The 19,227-nt window shown below is 68.6% G+C and carries 16 protein-coding genes; 4 read left to right on the forward strand and 12 right to left on the reverse strand.

From position 1 onward, the window contains the following. Positions 1 to 501 (forward strand): HNH endonuclease (locus ACWEBX_RS17160; protein ID WP_451885664.1); only part of this gene is annotated, 501 nt, incomplete at its 5' end. Here ACWEBX_RS17160 and ACWEBX_RS17165 read toward each other — a convergent pair. From ACWEBX_RS17165 to ACWEBX_RS17200, 8 genes are all read right to left on the reverse strand, one after another. Next, on the reverse strand, positions 498 to 965 hold the full coding sequence (locus ACWEBX_RS17165) for a hypothetical protein (protein ID WP_451885665.1): 468 nt from the start codon (positions 963 to 965) through the stop codon (positions 498 to 500). The genes ACWEBX_RS17160 and ACWEBX_RS17165 overlap by 4 nt on opposite strands. A 203-nt stretch (positions 966 to 1,168) precedes the next feature. After that, positions 1,169 to 3,286, reverse strand: coding sequence for an FtsK/SpoIIIE domain-containing protein (locus ACWEBX_RS17170; RefSeq protein WP_451885666.1), 2,118 nt, complete (start codon positions 3,284 to 3,286; stop codon positions 1,169 to 1,171). 83 nt (positions 3,287 to 3,369) lie between these two features. Beyond that, positions 3,370 to 3,687, reverse strand: coding sequence for a hypothetical protein (locus ACWEBX_RS17175; RefSeq protein WP_451885667.1), 318 nt, complete (start codon positions 3,685 to 3,687; stop codon positions 3,370 to 3,372). Positions 3,688 to 3,689: 2 nt separating this feature from the next. Beyond that, positions 3,690 to 3,920 carry a hypothetical protein gene (locus ACWEBX_RS17180; RefSeq protein WP_451885668.1) on the reverse strand — a complete coding sequence of 77 codons (231 nt, stop codon included), beginning with the start codon at positions 3,918 to 3,920 and terminating at the stop codon, positions 3,690 to 3,692. 29 nt (positions 3,921 to 3,949) lie between these two features. Beyond that, complete coding sequence (locus ACWEBX_RS17185; protein ID WP_451885710.1) at positions 3,950 to 4,288, reverse strand: RRQRL motif-containing zinc-binding protein; 339 nt, start codon at positions 4,286 to 4,288, stop codon at positions 3,950 to 3,952. Then, positions 4,288 to 5,142, reverse strand: coding sequence for a protein spdB (locus tag ACWEBX_RS17190; RefSeq protein WP_451885669.1), 855 nt, complete (start codon positions 5,140 to 5,142; stop codon positions 4,288 to 4,290). The genes ACWEBX_RS17185 and ACWEBX_RS17190 overlap by 1 nt, the downstream gene beginning before the upstream one ends. After that, positions 5,142 to 5,408: a DUF6284 family protein gene (locus ACWEBX_RS17195; protein ID WP_451885670.1), complete on the reverse strand. Its 267-nt coding sequence runs from the start codon at positions 5,406 to 5,408 to the stop codon at positions 5,142 to 5,144. Before ACWEBX_RS17195 ends, ACWEBX_RS17190 begins: the two co-directional genes overlap by 1 nt. A 459-nt stretch (positions 5,409 to 5,867) precedes the next feature. Beyond that, positions 5,868 to 6,584 carry a GntR family transcriptional regulator gene (locus ACWEBX_RS17200; RefSeq protein WP_451885671.1) on the reverse strand — a complete coding sequence of 239 codons (717 nt, stop codon included), beginning with the start codon at positions 6,582 to 6,584 and terminating at the stop codon, positions 5,868 to 5,870. 56 nt (positions 6,585 to 6,640) lie between these two features. Between ACWEBX_RS17200 and ACWEBX_RS17205 the strand changes: the two genes are divergently transcribed. Further along, positions 6,641 to 7,462: a class I SAM-dependent methyltransferase gene (locus tag ACWEBX_RS17205; RefSeq protein ID WP_451885672.1), complete on the forward strand. Its 822-nt coding sequence runs from the start codon at positions 6,641 to 6,643 to the stop codon at positions 7,460 to 7,462. 164 nt (positions 7,463 to 7,626) lie between these two features. On the opposite strand, the gene ACWEBX_RS17210 is transcribed toward ACWEBX_RS17205, so the two are convergent. Then, entirely contained in the window at positions 7,627 to 9,123 is a 1,497-nt protein-coding gene (locus ACWEBX_RS17210) for a PIN domain-containing protein (RefSeq protein ID WP_451885673.1), read from the reverse strand. A 514-nt stretch (positions 9,124 to 9,637) separates the two neighbouring features. On the opposite strand from ACWEBX_RS17210, the gene ACWEBX_RS17215 reads away from it, so the two are divergent. Then, positions 9,638 to 10,006 carry a DUF6009 family protein gene (locus tag ACWEBX_RS17215; protein ID WP_451885674.1) on the forward strand — a complete coding sequence of 123 codons (369 nt, stop codon included), beginning with the start codon at positions 9,638 to 9,640 and terminating at the stop codon, positions 10,004 to 10,006. An 831-nt stretch (positions 10,007 to 10,837) separates the two neighbouring features. Here the strand turns inward: ACWEBX_RS17215 and ACWEBX_RS17220 are convergent. Both ACWEBX_RS17220 and ACWEBX_RS17225 read right to left on the reverse strand, forming a co-directional pair. Beyond that, positions 10,838 to 11,764, reverse strand: coding sequence for a hypothetical protein (locus ACWEBX_RS17220; protein ID WP_451885675.1), 927 nt, complete (start codon positions 11,762 to 11,764; stop codon positions 10,838 to 10,840). 1,259 nt (positions 11,765 to 13,023) lie between these two features. Further along, on the reverse strand, positions 13,024 to 14,613 hold the full coding sequence (locus ACWEBX_RS17225) for a hypothetical protein (protein ID WP_451885676.1): 1,590 nt from the start codon (positions 14,611 to 14,613) through the stop codon (positions 13,024 to 13,026). A 196-nt stretch (positions 14,614 to 14,809) separates the two neighbouring features. On the opposite strand from ACWEBX_RS17225, the gene ACWEBX_RS17230 reads away from it, so the two are divergent. After that, positions 14,810 to 17,932, forward strand: coding sequence for an AfsR/SARP family transcriptional regulator (locus ACWEBX_RS17230; protein ID WP_451885677.1), 3,123 nt, complete (start codon positions 14,810 to 14,812; stop codon positions 17,930 to 17,932). Positions 17,933 to 18,037: 105 nt separating this feature from the next. On the opposite strand, the gene ACWEBX_RS17235 is transcribed toward ACWEBX_RS17230, so the two are convergent. After that, entirely contained in the window at positions 18,038 to 19,225 is a 1,188-nt protein-coding gene (locus ACWEBX_RS17235) for a hypothetical protein (RefSeq protein WP_451885678.1), read from the reverse strand. Positions 19,226 to 19,227: the final 2 nt, after the last annotated feature.

Below are 19,227 nucleotides of genomic sequence, written 5' to 3' on the forward strand. Positions count from 1 at the left end.
CTGAGCATGCGGCCGTTCCGGTGGGAGAAGCTGCGCGATGCACTCTTCGAGATCGCGGGCGAGGAACTGCCCATAGAGCTCGAAGACGAAGACCATGCCCCGATTCCCGGGGGCCACAACGTCGCCACGGTGCGCGTCCGGGTGGGACAGAGCGCGTTCCGAAGCCGCCTCCTGCGCGAACAGGGCGAGCATTGCGCGATGACCGGAGCGGCCCCCGAAGCCGTCCTGGAAGCAGCCCACCTCTACAGCTACGCCGAGTCCGGCGAGCACCACGACTACGGCGGCCTGCTGCTGAGGCGGGACATCCACCGGCTGTTCGACCTGGGCCAGATCGCGGTGAATCCCGCATCCGGCCTGATCGACATAGCCCCGGGCCTGCGCGGATTCCCGCTCTACGGCCAGTTGCACGGCCAGGGCCTGGCCGTGCCGCTGAGGCCGGAGCACCGCATCTGGCTGGAGGCCCACTGGCTCAGCAAGCGCACCGCCAGCCAGCAGGGCTAGCTGTAGAAGCGGTTGCGCTTGATCACGGCCCTGCGGATGTGGACCGTGGTCCCGCCCTTGGAGCCGCCGGCTGCGCCGAAGACCTGCACAGCGATCCAGCCGCCGAAGATGACGGCGGCGAGGGTGATCAGTTGGGTGATGAGCGCGGTGAGTGCGGCGATGAACGTTGCGAGCAGCAGCAGGCCGCCGCACACCGCGAGGAACCCGACGCCTCCCAGCGCGACGTTCACCGCCGTGCGGGAGACGGGCGGCTTGGCCGCGAGGTGTTCGGGCTGGACGGGGTTGATGGCGTAGCCGGTGACGACCCGTCCGTCGGGCAGGACCACGCTCGCCACCGCCGGAACGGCGCCCGGCTGGACGGGCACGAGCAGGGCCGGCGTCGCGACGACGGGCGCCATCGGCGGGGGCTGGTGGACTTCCACGGCGGTCACGGGGCGGTGGTGGGTGTTGTGTTCGGGGTACATGCGGAATCCCTTCCGGTGCACAGCGGGGGAGGCTGAGGCACCCCCTTGGGGGTGACCTGTGGAGGGGGGTTCGGCAGTTGACCTGGGGTGCCTCCCCGCCTCCCTGAAACAGTGTTTTCCCTGATCAAGATGAGGGAAGCGGCTCGGGGAGGGGGTTGGGGAGTACTCCCCGCCTCCCCAAGCCGGGAGGGCCTGCCTCCCCGCTATCGGGAGGCGGAAGCGGAACCGTCCGCGTCGCGGTTGGCGAGAGCGCGCAGGACGTGATCGCGGTGGACGACCATGACCCCGTGCGACTTCTTCGGCTCCACGCCGTGCGCTTCCAGCAGGGCCTTGAGGCGGTCGTTGGTCCACTGGTCGCCGTAGGTGTCCGGCGCCAGGGTGTGCAGGTGCTTGAGGACCTCGTTGGTCCGCAGGCGCGGGGCGTCACCGATCGCGGTGGCGACGTCGGCGAGAGCGTCCCGCTCCTCGCCCTGGTCGACGGCGCGCAGGGTGGTCATGCCGTCGCGCAGGGCCTTGGCCCGTGCGGCAATCTCGACGGCGGGTTCGTCGTCGATGAAGTGGGTTCGGACCGTGATGGATGACTGTCCCGCCGGCATCTTGATGCCGTCCGTGGCGACCACGAGGGTTCCCTTGTCGAGCCCTTGGCGGAGCATGTGGGGGGCGGCGCCGTCCTCGACTGCCTTGTCGCCGAGGGCCATGCGGGCCTGGGATTCGGTGCCCAGTACGAGGGAGGCGCGGGTGTGGGCTCCCTCGCGGACCAGCTTGGGCAGGTTCTGGTCGGTCGGGTCCTGGGTGCCCTGCCACATCAGCACGTCGACCGCGCGGCCCTGGTTGTGAATCTTGCGCACGGCCATGAAGTAGCGGGAGGTGGCCTTGGAGCCGCCGTAGGGGCGCTTGTCGTCGCCGACGACCGGGCACATGAACGCCAACTGCGCCTCATCGACCGTCACGATCAGCGGCTCGAACACGGTGCCCGGGTCGCGGCGCTGCTCCTCGATCCGCCGGTTCATCTCCTCGACCGCGTCTTCGACCATCTCGGTCGCCCGGATGACGTGGTCGTCGGAGGGGCCCTCGATCAGCACTTCGGCGATGCCCTCGAACATGGCCCAGTCCCCGATGCCCTTGAGATCGGCGATCCAGAACCGGCAGGTCCGGTCCTGGGCAAGCCACAGAGCGAGCGAGCGCAGGCTTGCCGTCTTGCCCTGGTTCGAGCGGCCGGTGATCAGGAGGTGGCGCTGGTAGAGGCTCAGTTCCGCCAGGTCACCGCGCAGATCCTGACCCCACGGCGCCTTGCCGGTCTTGTAGTTCGCGGTGATGGTCGGGTCGGTGACCAGCGGGGACGGGCCGATCGGCTCGTCCAGCGCCCCGGAGTCCGCGATCCACAGGCGGACCGTGCGGGCCGCCTCGGGGATGACGATGAACACCTCGTGCTCGTGCCGGGTCAGGTTCTCCGCGAGCTTCCGGCGTCGGGTCTGCACCTCGTTCGTCGCCACCCCGGACGGGAGGGTGACGTCGACTTCCACGCCGCATCCGGCGATCCGGATCGGGCCGAGCATCGACGCGCCGGCGTCGCCCATGTCCTTGATCGCGTTGCGCAGTGCGGGGATGCCGAGGTCGCGCAGGGCCTTGACCACGATCGACGGGGTGATCGGTTCGCCCTCGTTCGATCGGACGCTGTCGGGCAGGGCCCAGGCGGGTGCGGCCTGCTGCTTGCTGCCCACAGCCCATAAGGCGAGCAGGGCCAGGAACGGGCCGATGGCGAGCGCCGGGCCCCAGACCACCTGAACGATGGTGATGATCAGGTTGATGAACTCGATCGTGGCCATCAGCGGGGTGACGACCTGCGTGACGTCCTTCGTCGCGACGGCCATCACGACCCCGAGCGCGACCAGCGAACCGACACCCATGCCCGCAGTGACCGCGACGCCCTTGGCCGCGTCGAGCGGGGAATGGAGCAGGTCCATCCGGCGGCGGTGACGGGCCTCGCGGAAGTGCTGCCCCCGCTCCTCCCACTCCGTGGCCATCTCATGGTTCCCCGCGGCTTCGGCCGCGCGGAACATCCGCTCGTAGCGGGAGGCAGTCCGCCCGTCCCACGTCCGCTTCGCCGCGATACGGGCGCCGCCGGCGACGTAGAGGGTGTGCCGGGCGACGGCTCGGGCGGTCGTCCTGGTCGTCTCGTGCGTGACCGCCGTGCGGATGGCACGGCCGGAGCGGACCCACAGCGGGACCGGTGCGGCGGGGGCCGGATCGGGGACCACGGTCAACGTGGTCACGTTGGTGGGGGTGGTGTTTTTGTGCAGGTGAACGACGTTGTCACTCATGGTTGGTGGCGCTCCTGACTGCCCCGAGTCCGGGGTGAGAGGGAAGGGGAGAAAGTGCAGTGCAGGCAGGCGGGCGGTGCGGGTCACCACCAGCCGGAGGACTTTTTCGCGGCCTTGGCGCGGGCGGCCTCGGTGACGACGCGCTGACGCTCGATCTGCAACGCGGTCGTCTCCGCGATCAGCCGCGTCTCCGCCGACGTCGAGACGGACTCGATCCGGTTGTCGGCGCGTCCGGTGCTCTTGCCGCGCATGACCCGGTAGGAGCCGCCGGCGAGCGCGGCGAGCATCTGGCGCCGCTCGGAACCGGTGAGCGGCCACAGCTCGCCGCGCCGGACGGCTTCGAGCTTGCGGTTCGTCTCGCGGATCGCCCGGTCCAGGCGACGGGTGTCGGGCTTGCCCATGGTCAGACCGCCTTTCCGGCGCGCGGGGCGAGGATCAGGTGAATGTCGGCGGGCTGGACCGTCGAGCCCTGGGCGCGCAGCCATGCGGCGACTTCGCGGGTGACGCGGCCGGAGCAGAAGGTGATCGGGGCCGTGACGGTTCCGTGGGCGAACGCGCGGCCCTCGCCCGGCATGGTCACGTGCGCGTGCCAGGCGTATTCGATGCTGCTCGGAGCAGCGTTGATGCTGGTCACAGCGGAACTCCAAGATGTGGTGGGAGGGTTCAGGCGGCGCGCTGGGCTTCCGGGTAGGAGCAGGGCACGCAGGTCCCGAGCGAGGCCGGGATGACGTAGCCCGCATCGCGGCGGCAGGACGGGCAGGTGCGGCGGGCGGTGTTGGCCTTGGCCAGCGCCGCCCACTTCGCGGCCGTCATCGGCCGCACCGGCCGGGCGAGGTCGACCCGGTAGAGGTAGGCGACCAGCGGGCCCCGACGGCGGCGCGGCCGTTCGAGCTGCGCTGCCACGGCTTGTCCGCCAGGCCGCAGGCCGCGGGCGCGGAGTTGGCGGCGGGTGGCGTAGCCGTCCGGGGCCAGGCGCCACCGGAACACCGGCAGCGCTGACATCACGCCACGCGCTTCCACGCCGCCCGCAGCCGGACTTCGGACGCGGAGTGGCCGGCCGCCCGGAAGCGGGTCGCCATCTCCCGGTAGGACAGGGCGGGAACGCGGCTCGTGCGGATGTCCTCAACGGCCGCGTCAAGTTCCGTGTCGGTCAGCGCGGGCCCTGATTCGAGCGCGGTCAGGGGCTCGCTCGGTCCCCATACGGGGAGATCCCAGTGGGGTGCGACGTCGGGCGTGACGCGGTGCGTCACGCTGGTCAGTGCCCTGTTCGTGTCGTCGCCGGTCCGGGCCGCTTCGAGCGTTGACCATGCGTCGGAGAGGCGTTTGGCGGTGCTGGCCTGGACGCGGGCGACGCGGGCTCCGGCCTGTGTCACGGCTGTCAGCCGGGTTTCCTCGGTGCTGGCTTCGGCCCGCAGTCGGGCGCGGGCCACGGCTGCTTCGTCGCGGGCTTCCTGCTGGATTCCGGTGATGGCATTCAGCGCGGCCGGGGTGAGCGCGGTCCGCTCCCACAGCCCGTGGACCAGCCACAGTGCCTTCGCCGCGAGCGGCAGCCACGCCACCGCTAACCAGGCGCCCGTGTCCGCTTCCGCCGTGAGGGCGTGGGCGATCAGGACGCCGGTGGCGAGCAGACCGAACGACCAGCCCACGGCGGTTACGGCGGAGGAGTGGTCGCCCTGTGCGGCGAGGCGCCGTTCGTAGGCGAGGGTGGCGAGCCATCCCCCGTCGATGCCCAGACCGACCACCAGCGCGACCGGCCATGGCATCGCTGAACCCAGCCACATCACGACAACGGCCAGGGTGAGGACCAAGGAGACCGCCGTCACGGCGACGGCGGGCAGCGCGGTTGGGCGGGCCATCACGCCACCCCCGCCGGGATCGTGCCGGCGGTGCGGTTGGTCAGCTTGGCCCGCTCGGCGAGCACCCGGGCCAGCGCCCGGCGCACCCGGCGGGTGTCGACCTCGTTGGGGACGTGGTCCATGGCGGTGATCTGCGCGTCGATCAGGTCGACGTCCGCGAGGATCACGGGCATCTCCAGCTCGATCGCGTCCAGCTCCGCGCCCGTCGGCTCCATGAAGTCGGCGAACGCGGTATCAGCTTCCTGAACAGTGACGATGGGGTTCATTGGGTCGTGTTCCTCTCACACAGGAACGGCCCGAACAGCGGCCCCGGTGTTCGAGCACCGGGGCCGCGCGCCGTTGAAGTCGGTAGATCCGGCTCCCCTCGACGCTGCTCGTACGAGACGAGCAGCGGAGGCAACCGGCCGCAGCGATGGGCCGCGAGGGTTGATGCGCGGAACAGCCGCGCGGCCGTCTTTTCGACTCGGGGAGACGGGGCCCGCTTATGCAGTTCTCAAGCAACTACCAGCGCGGGGCCCCTAGTTGTGGCGAGCCATCCCGATCCGGAACCGCTCCTCGCCGGGGAGGAGCGGTGTCGCATCAACAGACTGGACCGGTGGACCGGTCCAGTCAAGCGTTGAAAATGGAGTTGCTTGGCGCTGGACAGAATTAGTGCAGGTCAGGTGGTGTGACGAGGCGTCAAAAAAGCTGGACCGGCGGACCGGTCCAGCGTGGTTTGGGGGTGCCTACATGGCGTAGGTGTCCACCTGCTCGAAGAGCGAGGAGGGGGTAACGCCCTCCTCGCAGACCAACGGACGACCTTCCTCGTCGTGCGCCGTGTGGAGGAGCACGGCGACCGGGGTGGCCGTCGCTACGTCCAAGCGCTCTGCCTCCGTGTCCGTAGCGAGGCGCACGGTGGTGATGTCCACTCCTTCGACCGGGAACCGTCCGGTCTGCCGACGGACGTAGCGTGTCGTGCCCTCGGCGATGGGGGCAGTGTCGGCGAGGCGAGGCGCCGCCTCCGCGATCTCCGGAGGGAACCACGCCTCCACGCAACTGTTCGGGGTTCCGTCCGGGAGCTGGAGGACGCGGATGCGTCGGAGTGCCAGCACACCGGGAGCGATCCCGAGTGCGACGGCGACGCGGGCGGGAGGCTCCGCCCAGTCGGGCGTACCGACGCGCAAGAACGGCATCCCACCCAAGATGCGCGCCGACCCAGCTCGGCGGGCGCCGGCGGCGCGAGCCACGGGCGTCTCCGTGACGACGAAACCGGTGCCTTGCTTGGCCACCACTACGCCGTCGTTGCGGAGCACGTCCACGGCCTTGATGGCGGTGGCTCGTGACACGTCCCACTGTTCGGCCAGGTCGCGGCCGGAGGGGATGGTGGCACCAGGGGCGAACTCACCAGCGGCGATGCGGGTGCGTAGAGACTCGGCGATCTCTTCGTACTTCAGGACGGCCATGGCTTCCTCTACTCCGCATGCTGGACTGGTCCACCGGTACACACGATACTGCGACCATGTCGAATCTCGAATTGGCACCCTCTGTGATGCGGTTCTACGGCGAGACAGTGAACGAGGACAGCCGCCTGCGTAGCTCGGCAGACGGACGCATGGAGTTGGTCAGAACTCAAGAGCTTCTCCGACGCTTCTTGCCCCCCGCACCGGCGCGCGTACTCGACGTGGGAGGGGGAACCGGGGTTCACGCTGAATGGCTTGTGAAGGACGGCTACGACGTCACGCTCGTGGACCCGGTGCCCCGTCATGTCGAGAGCGCGTCGGCCGTGTGCTCGGCGATCGTGGGAGATGCTCGCGATCTGCGTGAGCCGGACGACAGTTTCGACGTCGTGCAGCTACTCGGGCCGCTGTACCACCTGCCCGACCCCGATGATCGGCGTACAGCGCTGGCGGAAGCCGGCCGAGTGGTGAAGCCGGGCGGATTGGTTGTGGCGGCTGCAATCAATCGTTACGCGTCGCTCTTTGAGCACGTCACATACGCCCACCTGCACACCGAACGGATTCGTGAGTCCGTCTCCAAGATCCTTGAGACGTCCGTCTACGACGGTGTCCGAGGGTTCACCCTGTCCTACTTCCACCGCGCTGAAGAGCTTGAGGCGGAGTTGGCGGCATCCGGGTTGACGGAAGTGCAGGTCTTCGGGATCGAGGGACCCGCATGGTCGCTCGTTAAAGCGGCCGAGCAACAGCCGGGTGAGGGGCCGACGGACGAGCTGATTGCCTCGGCAATGGAGGCGGCACGCATGGCAGAGCCCTACCCGGAACTCCTTGCGGCCAGTTCGCACCTGCTGGCCGTGGGCAAAGCTCCGGCCGACAGCAGCGGCTGAGATACGGGCTGTCGACCTGAACTGCCCCGCGTCCACCAGCCGCTCGCCCTCCGGTCAGGCTCGAACCCAGACCAGGCAGGTAACCGACCAAACTGCGCTCAAGGCCGTGTCCCATGTGGTGAGGCGGACGAGTTTATTTGCGGGGGTTGTGTTGAAGCGCACCATCAGCGGCGAGCCCGAGCGGTATAAGTCAGGCCGTTTGCGGTGAGCAAGTGAATGTCCACATCGAAGGATTTCGCAACCCTCCTGACAGCTTCGGTGTCCACGGTCGAAATGTCATCGACGCGGTAAGATACTGAATCGGGTGAAATAGATCTGACGGCCAAGTTATCAGTGTAGGGGGCAAGTGCGGCTTCGAGTCGCCTGGCCCAGATCGTGCCTCCCTTTTCGGTAGAGGATTCCATGATCTCGACGTCGGTTGTCGATCCGAAATTAACCACTCCCATCAAGTGTTCGATCATGGCTGCCGTTGTTTTGCTCGTCGTCGCAACTTCGACAATCCCTCCCAACGAATGGAAAGTGCGGCAACCGCGAAATGCGTCAAGGTCTGCCGCATATTGGGCGACCGTCTGTGTTCTCTGCTGAATCAAGCGAGTCTTGATCGCGTGATCAATAGTGTGAGGCTTTCCAACGGTCTCTGATTCTGCGACTTGGAGTTCCTGCATTGCGTGGTCGACATGCGCCGTCAGGTAGCCAAGAATTTCCTCGTAGAGGCGATCTTCTATCGTGAAATAGTAAGCCTCGCTATTTTTCCTTGCCGACTCCAATGCTACATTCTTGGCGGCCTCGTAGGTTGCCTCACTGACCTGGGCTCCCAAGGATTCTTTGGCTGCTCTCAGGAAGTTGCTCAGTTGCAGCATGAGGAAGTCTGAGTCCGCGCGGTCGCGCATCTCGGAGATAAGTTCTGGTCGTGCTCCTACGGTGATTCCTGCTGCCTTGTGAAACCAGTCGTCCTTGACGTCGCTGGTGATGAAGAGGGTGGGCTTCTTCGTCTCAATGCAGTTCCGAATCATCTGTTCCCAGATGAAGTAGTCACCGTGAGCGTTCTCTGACTTTCCGGAGTCCCTGTAACCGGGTGGGATTTTGGCGGCGGCTCGCTCGGAGTATGTCTGTAGGAGGGTCTTCTCTTCGTCTGAAGTGAAGGGTCCTCCTGTGCGCTCGTCGAGGATGGCCGCAAGGGATTCGAGGATTGGGTCTTCTGACGCCACCTTTTCAAGCGTTAGATCGAGGGATGCTCGGTGTCGGTTGATTTCATCCACGACGCTAGCAAGAGCCTGCTGCAAAGGCGCTATCAGTGCATTCTTGTCCTCCCCGGAAAGGGAGCAGCGGCGTGCAAAGGTGTTAACCTGCGAGATGGCTTTATCGTGCAGCACCTTGAGTTCCCGTGGGACTGAATCAAATAGGTCGAGCTGGTCTTTTAGTGCATCAACGCGCCGGGAGAAATATTCTTTAGATACTTGATGTGGGACCCAGAGCCTTTCCCGCACTTTCTTCAGGACATCCAATAGTTCCTGTCGGGCAACGGGTGTGAAGCGGTAAAGGTCGAGAAGTACATTTGTGTCGATGACGATTGTATAAGTCTGAATGGCACTCTTGTAGTCGTTCAGTGGGCGACGCCAGAGGCCTTCGAATCCGTTTACAAAGGTGGAGCTAATTTCCATTTGGTGACCGGGCTTCTGATCAGGCGATTTTAGGTAGTCAGCATAGGGGCTGAGTGCACGGCGAGGCAGAGGTTTGCAAGCATTGGTCCTTCGTGCGGCAGCTCTCCTGGGTTGCGCGTGGGCGACGAGTGGATGCGTGGCCCTTGCGACTCGCCTCGACTCGCCAAAGCGTCGGGTCAAGGAACATGCAGAGAAATGATCATGGGTGGACTGCAAGCTGCCCCTAGCCTGACCTTCGGCGGTTCAACCGGCAGCGCTCGTACCTGGCAAGCGTCATCGATATCGGTGGGCCCTCCTGGGCCGCGCCTGGGCGGCCAACTACCGCCGTGGGGGCGCAGTCTAGAGCCGCGCCCCCACGGTGGGTCCGCCCAGCTAGACACAGTTATCCGGCCACATCCGCGACCGCAACTGGTTGATGGAGCCGCCGTCCCTGTCTATAGGGGCTGGAAGTTGATGGTCCCCCAGGTTGGTGGCGCCACACTGTGACTACGACTCCAACACTGTGGGAGGGACGATGGGCGAGAACCTCAGAGCTCTTGAGCATGAGGACGGCATCGTGTGGACGGAGAATGTCGAGCGGTTCGACTACGTCAGACAGTCGGTCGAATTGTCAGTCTCAACGCGCCGGCGGCCGGTCCCGTGGCGTGGTAGCGGTCGCCGCGTCGGTTACGCAGTCCTTCGCTCTGGCGCCCCGGCTGGAGACGTGCCAGGCGAGTTCATCCGGCGCGTCTTTTGGGTCAAGGACTACGACAGGTCCGAGCAGCCGGACGGGACGTACGAGCACTCAGCACCCAGCGAAGCGGTCGACCCTCGAACGGTCGCCCCGGGTGTTTGGGGTGAACTCACCGAGCGGGCATGGGGAGCGCCTCTGCCCGGGGCGTAGAACTCTGGCAGCGCCCGAGCGCGCTCTGTGGACGAGGCGTGGACGGCTGGAGGGCGGTTCGATGTGGCCGCCTGTAACTGTGCAGGTCAGTGCAGCTTTCGAAGTGCGTTCATGCGGGGACTGTAAATCTGCCGGCTTAGCCTTCCCAGGCTCGAATCGTGGCGCCGCCACGCGGAGGGAAACCCCCTCCGACCCGCTGAAAGGCAGAACGGAGCATGGCGGCGAAGCGCGGCGGGATAGGGACGTGCCGGATCTCCCGCCGCGGTCGCCACTTCAGGCCGCGACGTCATGGGGCGCGCCGGAGTCTGTCCAGCTGCGGCCTAGGCGCGGACGTGAGCCATCCAGGTGAACGACGCGTTCCCACAGTCCGTGGACGAGCCTCCGTCGACCAAGGCCGTGACGGCAACGTGGTGAAGCCTGACAATGTGGGGCTCGAACCGCTCCACACCCTGGGGGACGCCCGTACCGGTTCCCGCTACGGGCGGATGCTGCGGGTCGAATCCCCCTGGTTGCCGGCCAGTATGCGGTAGTAGCTCATGTCATGAACCTGATTTGGGTGCTCACCGGAGCAGAGCATCGACCGCCTGAAGCGCTGGCAGTGCAAGTGATCGAGCGCATGACTCATCGTCGAATGATCGACTGTCGGCTCCGCGAACATGCACATTACGGCTCAAAGCTCGTTACGGTCTCCGTCGACAGGAGGGGTTGCCTGAGGCGCCCGTGGCAGTCGAAACATGATCCGCCTGGCGGCCCAGTGCCCGGTGGAAATCACCAGCGCTGCCGCTAGGCTGCCAAGAAACTCGGGGAGGGCCGCCGCAAGGAGGTCCATGATCATGCCCCTGCCCCGCCCGCTGGGGCGTGACGCATCGTGTGCTGCGTTCCGAGACGCTTGAGCTTCCGCCGTACCCTTTCACCGAATTCGGGTGCCCTGTCATGGGTAGCGGCTGCCTGCGCCCATGTGCCACCAGTGCATGCCCACTCTGCTGCCAGCGCTTCCTCGTCGTTACGCAACCCGCGAAGAACGGCGGCTAGTCGGCTGTCGTCATATTCGGCTGCAAGGACTGCAGCATCCGGGCCTCTGTGATCCACCAGGAGGTCTTGGAGGGTTAGATCAACACCAACCGGCTGGCTCAGGAGGCAAACTCTTCGACCTCGTGCCCGTCGCTCCCACAGTGGCTGCAAGTAAGTGTGCTCTGCTTCGGTGTGCCGTCGCAGCAGATCAAGCACAAAGCGATCATGTGCCATGCCGCGGCCAAGCGTGGTCACCCAGTCGCCAAGCAGCGCGGCTTCCACTGCTGCACGCCACCGCCCGGGGTGTCGGAGCCCCAGCCAATCCTTGGCGAAGGCGTCTACCGTCTGCGTGTCCCCCTCAATGGCTGCGTTCCGCGCTTCGAGGGCCGCCAGGAGGGCCTGCCGCGCTGGCAACGGAGGTAGATCGCGGATGGCCTCGGCGAGCTGGAGCAGAGCGTGGCCGATGAGGCGCTTCATGAGTATGAGTTGGATTCGTGCAATTGCCCTTCGCTCGGTGGCGTCGGTGGCTGCCTCAATTTGCTCTCTGGTGCTGCGTGCCACGATCTCGTTGCCGATAAGCATTCCGATGGCGCGATTGCACACGAGGACGTACTCGTAGCCGCGGCGCTGGCTCCAGTACTCCCAGAGCGCCTCCGCTCGCGGCGTTGGTTCCGAGTGAACGCTTAGAGGTTCTAGATGGGGCGCGATGCAGGTCAGGCACGAGGTGGCAGCCACTGTCTCAGTCATGCGTCTTCCTTGCCTGGGTCGTGTAAGCCTTTCTCCTCCTAGGCACGGGGAAGGCGCCTACCGGCAAAAAATCTTGAGGTGCGACATGTGATGTGGCTCACTCATAAGAGGATTGGGTGCTGCCACGCGTGGGGGCGATGAGCCCCTCGTGGGGCATCTGTGGGCCGCCAGGGTGGCGCGGTGCGGACACAGCAGGTCGGGTGGCTGGGGTCGCGCGGACTGTAAGTCTGCCGTGCTCAGGGCTGGGTAGTCCTCGGCCCGAGCGAGGGCGGCTCGCGAGAACCGCCAGGGACGACCACGTGGGCGTGGCGCTTGCCGTGCTCATGTGGTCGCATTCGTACAGCTACACCCACGTACGCAGGCACATCCGGGCCATCAGGCGACTAAGAGGCCTCAGTCGCTGTGCGCGCTCGCTCGACGAATCGCGCTTGGCATTGCCGGTAGGCGGCCTCTGCAACGTCAAAGCGATCGCGCGCGTCTGCGTCCCCGCGGGTGACGTGCCACAGGCATTGGTTCACTTTCAGCGCAGCGTCTTGAACGGCCTGAGCCGCATCGGCAGTGGCGGCTGGCCCTTCTAGGACGACGATCCGGACGCTTTGCATGAGTGGTGCGTAGGCTTCGCGTAGTTCAACGCGCAACTCCTCTAGTCGCGCCAACTGCTGTTGGGGGTCGGGTATCTGGAAGAAGGCGTCCGAGACCTTCCAGTACAACTCTGCAGTGTCGTGAGAGCGTTGCATCAGCTCAAGGTAGGCCGCGCGTCGTAGTTCCCGAACTCGTCCTCGATGCTGGGCTTGTATCGATGCCTCGGCCTGGACCCGGGCAGCCCGTACGTTCCCCAGGTTGGTCACCCAGCTCGCTAAGACGGCCGTACCGCCGGTGAAAGCTGCGACCCACATTGCGCTGTCCCCCATGGCGATCAGTCTCGGTGAGGCGCAGCGCACTGTCGAGGGCGCCTTGCGAGCCGCTCCATGGACCTGGCAGCCAGTCTCAGTTTCAGTCTCGATTGCTCCTCGGTCCGGCATAGTCCGAGCTTGTCCACGCGCATCCGACAGGTCACCTGACCAGCGAGGTTGGTCCTTTGATGGACGGCTCTGGACCGCCCTGGAACGAGTCCGGACAGCTTGTAATGCGTAGGTCGTCGGTTCGAATCCGACAGGGGGCTCCCTTGCAAGCCCAGCTCAGACGTGGTCTGAGCTGGGCTTTTGCGTTCAAGGGGGGCAAGGGGGTGTGGGTCCCAGGTGGGTGTGGGGGGCGGGGTCTCAGAGGGTGAACTTGACCGCCTCCAGCCAGCGGTCGTTCTCCAGGGCGCCGCCGAAGACGTAGCCGGGGCGGGCGTCGGCGCAGCCCTGGGTGCCCCAGTCGAAGCCGTGGACCTTGGCTGTCTGGCAGATGCGGCCGCTGCCGATGTTGATGGCGAAGCCCGACATCACGGGCGCGCTCTTCTTCGTGCTGCCGATGTAGTTGTTCCTGCCGTCGGCGATCACCGCTGTCCAGTGCGGTTCCCACTTGCCCCGGCCGTCGGACGAGTCGGGGTCGTGGACGAAGGCGTTCGCGGCCGAGCCGCCACTGCCGGACACCGCGATGTTCAGCGCCTTGATCGGGTTGTTCCGGCCCGAGGTGCCCGCCATCGTGCCGTCGCACACGGGCTTCTGCCAGCCCTGCCCGGAGACGTAGGCGCGGTAGCAGATGTGCCGTCCCGAGGGATCGTTGCGGGCGAGTCGGTTCACGGCGGTGGCGGCGGTGTCCTGCGCGGGCTTCGCGGTCACCGTGGCCCGCGGTGGCTCGGCGGTCACCGTGACGACGGCCCCGGCGCCGTTCCCCTTGTCCTTCGTGCCACCGGCCCCCTTTGATCCCTTCTTCGCGCCCTTCGACTCCTTCGGTCCGGCCGACGGCGACGTCGAGGGGCCGGACGGCGGGACGCTCACCGTCGAGGTGGAGACCGGCCCCGACCTCTCCGCCTGCGGGCTCGTGCTCGTCTCGCTGGTCGACCGGGCGGCTTCCGCGCGGCGCCCGCCGTCGTCCGATCCGCCGCTGCCCAGCATCACCAGCGGAACAATGACGAGAGCGGCCGCCACGAGGGCCACCGGCCCGACGACCAGCGGCCTGTGCAGCAGGCCCGGGCCTTCGTACTCGTCGTCCGACTGGCGTGACCCCGCTCGGCGGGTGAGGTGGGGGGCGGGTCGGGTGGTGGGGGGACGGCCGGTGAGCGGACGGCCCGTGGCGGGCCCGGAGTTCGCGGGTGTGTCGAATCCCGCCGCCGGGCTTGAGGCCGCGCCGAATTCAGGATCCTTGCCGTCCAGGTCGGGGTCCGTGTCCGCGTCCCCGTTCGAGGCGGCGGGTGGGGGCGGGGGCGGTGTCCGGGACTCCCGTCGGCGCTGCTGCTCCAGCGTGTACGCCTCCATGTCGAAGTCGTCGTCGTCCTCGTCCTCGTCGGACGTGACGTCGTTCTCCTCGTCCCCGTCCTCGTCGTACCAGAGGCCGTTCTGCTCAGCCCCCTCCCCGTTCCCGGCGGCGGACTGCTCATCGAGGGCCGGCGGGAGTGGCGGTTCCTCTCGCTGGTCCACGAGCGTGCTCGAACCGTCCGGGGCCACCTCGACATACGCCACGTACCCCGCGGACGGGTCCGAGATCGTGGCGGTCACGGTGGTGCCGCGGTCCCGCGCGTACCCGTGCAGGGCGTCGAGGATCGCGGCGTCGACCGTCACCCCGTCCGCCGACGGTACGGGCTCACCGTCGATGACGGCCGAACCGTCACCGGAGATGACCACCGTGAAGCGGGGGTCCGGCTCGCCGGGCACGGCGGGGACGTCCTCCGTGGTCGGTCCGGGTGTCTGTTCGCCCCGGCTCATGGCGCTTCCTTCCTGGCGTGCCCGACCGCGTCCGTGCCGGCCGGGCCCGTCGCGTCGGGTCCTCGTAGCGCAACGGGCGCCACCCTGGATCGGTTCAAATCCCGGGCGGCGCGGTGCGGAAACGGGAGGGGTGTGTGGCCCCTTGCACACTCCCAACACCCCTAAGCGGAAAGGGGTGTTCAGTAGAGTGCGGAGAGTGAACGCCTATGAGGAATCCGTGCGTTTCGCCGTGCTGGGGCCGGTCCGGGCATGGCGCGGGGAGCGAGAGGTGGACGTCGGTGCCCCGCAGCAGCGGGCGGTGCTGGCGGCACTGCTCCTGCGCCGGGGGCGTCCCGTCATGCTCGGCGAACTCCTGGACGCGGTCTGGGGCGAGGGGCCGCCGACGGCCGCCGTGTCGGTCGTACGGACCTATGTGTCACGTCTGCGCAAGGGGCTCGAACCGGAACGTGACGCCACCGCCGCCCCTCGCGTGATCGTCTCCGTCGGCGACGGCTACGCGCTCCGGGTCCCCGAAGGTGCCCTGGATCTGGGGGTGTTCGAGCGACGGGTCGCCGGGGCCAGGAAGCTGCGCGCCGCCGGTGATCCGTCCGCGGCGGCCGAACTGCTGCGCGCCGCGCTCGGCGGCTGGCAGGGGTCGGCGCTGGCGGGAGTGCCGGGACCGCTCGCCGAGTCCGAGAGTTCCCGGCTGGACGAGCAGCGGCTGACCGCGCTGGAGCTGCGGCTGGACGTCGACGTCGAACTCGGACGCCACGGCGAGGTGATCGCCGAACTGGTCTCGCTGGCCGGGAAGTTCCCCCTGCGGGAAGGGCTGTGCCGGCTGCTCATGCTGGCGTTGTACCGGTCCGGGCGGCAGGCCGAGGCGCTGGCCGCCTACCGGGGGACGCGCGGCACCCTGGTGTCCGAGCTGGGCATCGAACCCGGCGCGGCGCTGAAGGACCTGCACGAACGCATCCTGGCCGCCGACCCGTCCCTGGACATCGGTCCGCCTCCGGGCGTCGGTCCGCCTTCGGGCCTCCGGTCGTCCCCGAGCATCGGTCCGACTTCGGGTATCGGTCCGCATTCGGCGGGCGGGTCGCATTCGGCCGGTGGTCCGCACTCGGTCGGTGGGTCGGACGTGGGCCTCGGGCCGTCCGAGGGCGGCGGTCCTCCGCCGGACCCGGGTCCCTCCTCCGCGTCGCGGACACCCGAACCCGAGCCGCCCCGACCGGAGCCGTCCGCGCGGCCGACCCCGCCGAGCGGCACGCAGGCGGCGATTCCGGCCCAACTGCCCTCGGACCTGCCGACGTTCGCGGGCCGGGAGGCGGAACTCGAGCGCGTACGAGCCCTGTTGCCAGGGGTGGGTGAGGCTCCGCCCGCCGTGGTGATCAGCGCGATCGGCGGCATGGCCGGTATCGGCAAGACCACCCTGGCCGTGCACTGGGCCCACGAGATGGCCGGCCGCTTCCCCGACGGACAGCTCTACGTCAACCTGCGCGGCTTCGACCCGACCGGCGTGGTGATGGCGCCGGACGACGCCATCCGCACCTTCCTCGACGCCCTCGGCGTCCCCCCGATGCGGATCCCCGCCGGTCTCGACGCCCAGGCGGCGCTCTACCGCAGCATGCTGGCCCAGCGCCGGATCCTCGTCCTGCTCGACAACGCCCGTGACACCGAGCAGGTCCGCCCGCTGCTGCCCGGCTCTCCGGGCTGCCTGGTCATCGTCACCAGCCGCAACCAGCTCACCGGTCTGGTCGCCGCGGAAGGCGCGTACCCGCTGACCCTGGACCAGCTCACCCCCGCCGAGTCGTACGACCTGTTGGCGCGCCGCCTCGGCACCGGCCGTCCGGCGGCCGAACCGCGGGCGGTCGACGAGATCATCACGCGGTGCGCCCGGCTGCCGCTGGCGCTGTCCATCGTCGCCGCCCATGCCGCCGCGCACCCCGGCTTCCCGCTCAGCGCCATCGTCGACGAGCTGCGCGAGAGCCACGGCAGCCTGGACGCCTTCGCCGGAGGCGACGACATCACCACGGACGTACGGGCCGTCTTCTCCTGGTCGTACAAGGCGCTGTCCGGCCCGGCCGCGCGTCTGTTCCACCTGCTGAGCCTGCACTCCGGGCCCGACATCTCCGCGCCCGCCGCGGCCGCGCTCGCCGGGCTGCCGGCGCGGGAGGCCCGCGGTCTGCTGGTCGAGCTGACCCGGGCGCATCTGCTCACCGAGCACTTCCCGGGCCGCTACACCCTGCACGACCTGCTGCGTGTGTACGCCGCCGAACGCGTCCAGGCCGACGAGACACCGCGCGAGCGGGACCTGGCCCGGGAACGGCTGCTCTCCTGGTACCTGCACACCGCGGACGCCGCCTACCCGCACATCACCCCGCGCCGGCGCCCGATCCCCCTCGACCCGCCGCCTCCGCTGTGCCGGCCGCTGGAGTTCACGACGTACGACGAGGCGCTCGGCTGGTGCGAGAAGGAGCGGGGCAACCTGGTCAGCACGGTGCACACGGCCGCCGCGTCGGGACATCCCGGCATCGCCTGGCGGCTGCCCGCCGTCCTGTGGGGGTTCTTCTACCTCCGCAGCCATATGCACGACTGGCTCGACACCGCCCGGGTGGGGCTCGCCGCCGCCCGCGCCGCCGGCGACCGCTGGGGCGAGGCCCAGGGACTCGCGGACGTCGGGGCGGCCCTGCGCAGCTCGGGCCGGCTCGACGAGACGATCGACCATCTGCGTCAGGCGATGGTCGCCTACCGCGATCTGGGGGACCACGACGGCAGAGGCGCGGCCGTGTCCAACCTGGGCGACGCCTATCTGCAGTCCGGGCGGCTCGCCGAGGCCGTCGAGTACACCCGCCGGGGGCTGGTCATCGAGCGGGCCATCGGCGGTGCCTGGGGCGAGGGGATCTCCCTGTGCAACCTGGGTGACGCCTATCAGCGGCAGGGCCGGTTCGAGGAGGCCGTCGACTGCCTGGAGCGAGCCCTGGCCGTCCTGCGCGCGGGCGGCAACCGGTGGGTCGAGGGGGTCACCCTCGACATCCTGGGCACCGCCCACCGCCGTCTGGGGCGTCACGGCGCCGCCGTCGAGTACCACCTCCAGGCGCTCAAGACCCACCAGGACATCGGCAACCGCTGGGGAGAGGGCCACACCCTGGGCAACCTCGGGGACGTCCATCTCGACGCCGACGAGCCGGAGGCCGCGCGCGAGGCCTGGCGGCAGGCTCTGTCGATCTTCGTGGAGTTCGACCATCCGGACGCCGAGAAGGTACGCGAACGGCTCGGCCGCCTGGGCGACACCCCGTCCGACGCCCACGCGCAGGGGCCCGCCGAGCCGGAGCGGACCGCCTGACATACGTCTCCTTCGGTGCCTTCGGGTTCCCCTCCGCACAACGGGGCGCGGGGGAGGACGGTTCAACCGGGGGGCCGGGTCGGACGGTTCCCCGGGGTGCGGATGTCAGACGCGTCGTGGTGTGGGCGGGGCGGACGTGTTCTGTGTGGCGGGCGGCGGTCTGAAGGTCCCGGGCCGTGAAGAGGAGCCGGGGCTTCTCGGTGCCGAGGACCGGGAGAGGGCGTCGAGCGAATCGCTCAGGACCCGGTGACCGTCACCGCTGATCGGGGACGCCACGGCGGCGGAACCGAGCGGCGGGGACACCGGGGCGGCCTGTTCGAGCAGCGGGGACACCGGGGTCGTCTGGCTCAGCAGAGGTGACACGGGGGCCGTCTGGCTCAGCAGCGGGGAGACCGGGCTCGCCAGGTACGGCAGCGGGGAGACCGGGCTCGCCAGGTACGGCAGCGGAGAGAGGCCGTCCGCCGGGTCCGTCAGCAAGGACGCCTGGCTCGTGAGCGGGGACTCCGGGAGCATCAGCGGGGACTCCGGAGTCGTGAGCGGGAACTCCGGGATCGAGAGGAACGGTGAGGCCGCTCGGCTCGGCAGGTCGAGGACCGAGGGAGCGATCGCCGGCACCGCCCGGTCCCGCGCGGGGCGCTCCCCCTCCGACCGCGCGGGCTCGTCCGGCCGTCGGCCGGCCGGGTCCTGCCCCGAGGGGACGGACGCCGGGGGTGCCTCACGCGCCAGCTCCCTCTCGTACGCGTTGGCGGCCCAGCGCGCGACGAGCGGCATGCTCTCGGGAGACTGCTCGAACGCCTCCCGGTACTTCCTGTTGTTCCTGACCAGGTCCAGGACCGCGTCCTCGAAGGCCTCGCGCTCGTGCGTCGGCAGCCGGAGGACGCGTTGTTCGAGGAGCGCGAGTCCCGAGGGTCCCGCGTGTACGGGACCCTCCGGGCCGGGTCGCCGCCCGCCGCCCTGTCCGGTCTCCTGTCCGCCGTCGCGTCCGACTCCTGGGCCGGTCTCCTGTCCGTCGTCCTGTCCGCCGCCGGACACGGGGCCTCCTCCGCCCGACGCGGGGCCGCTCCCGCCCCCACCCGGCGCCGAGCGCGACCCGCCCGTGAAGGTCCGCAACAGGCGCCGCAGTTCGGCGACCAGCCGCTCCCAGATGCCGTCCGCGTCGGCCGGACCCGTCCAGCCGCGCTCCCGGTTCCGTCTGCCGTACTCGGTTCTGAGCAGGTCACGCGCCAGCCTGGACGGGGAACCACCTCTGGTCAGCCGGGCCCGGTTCCGGGGGGCCACGTCGTCGATCGCCATCG

This window comes from Streptomyces sp. NPDC005070, from assembly GCF_053600395.1.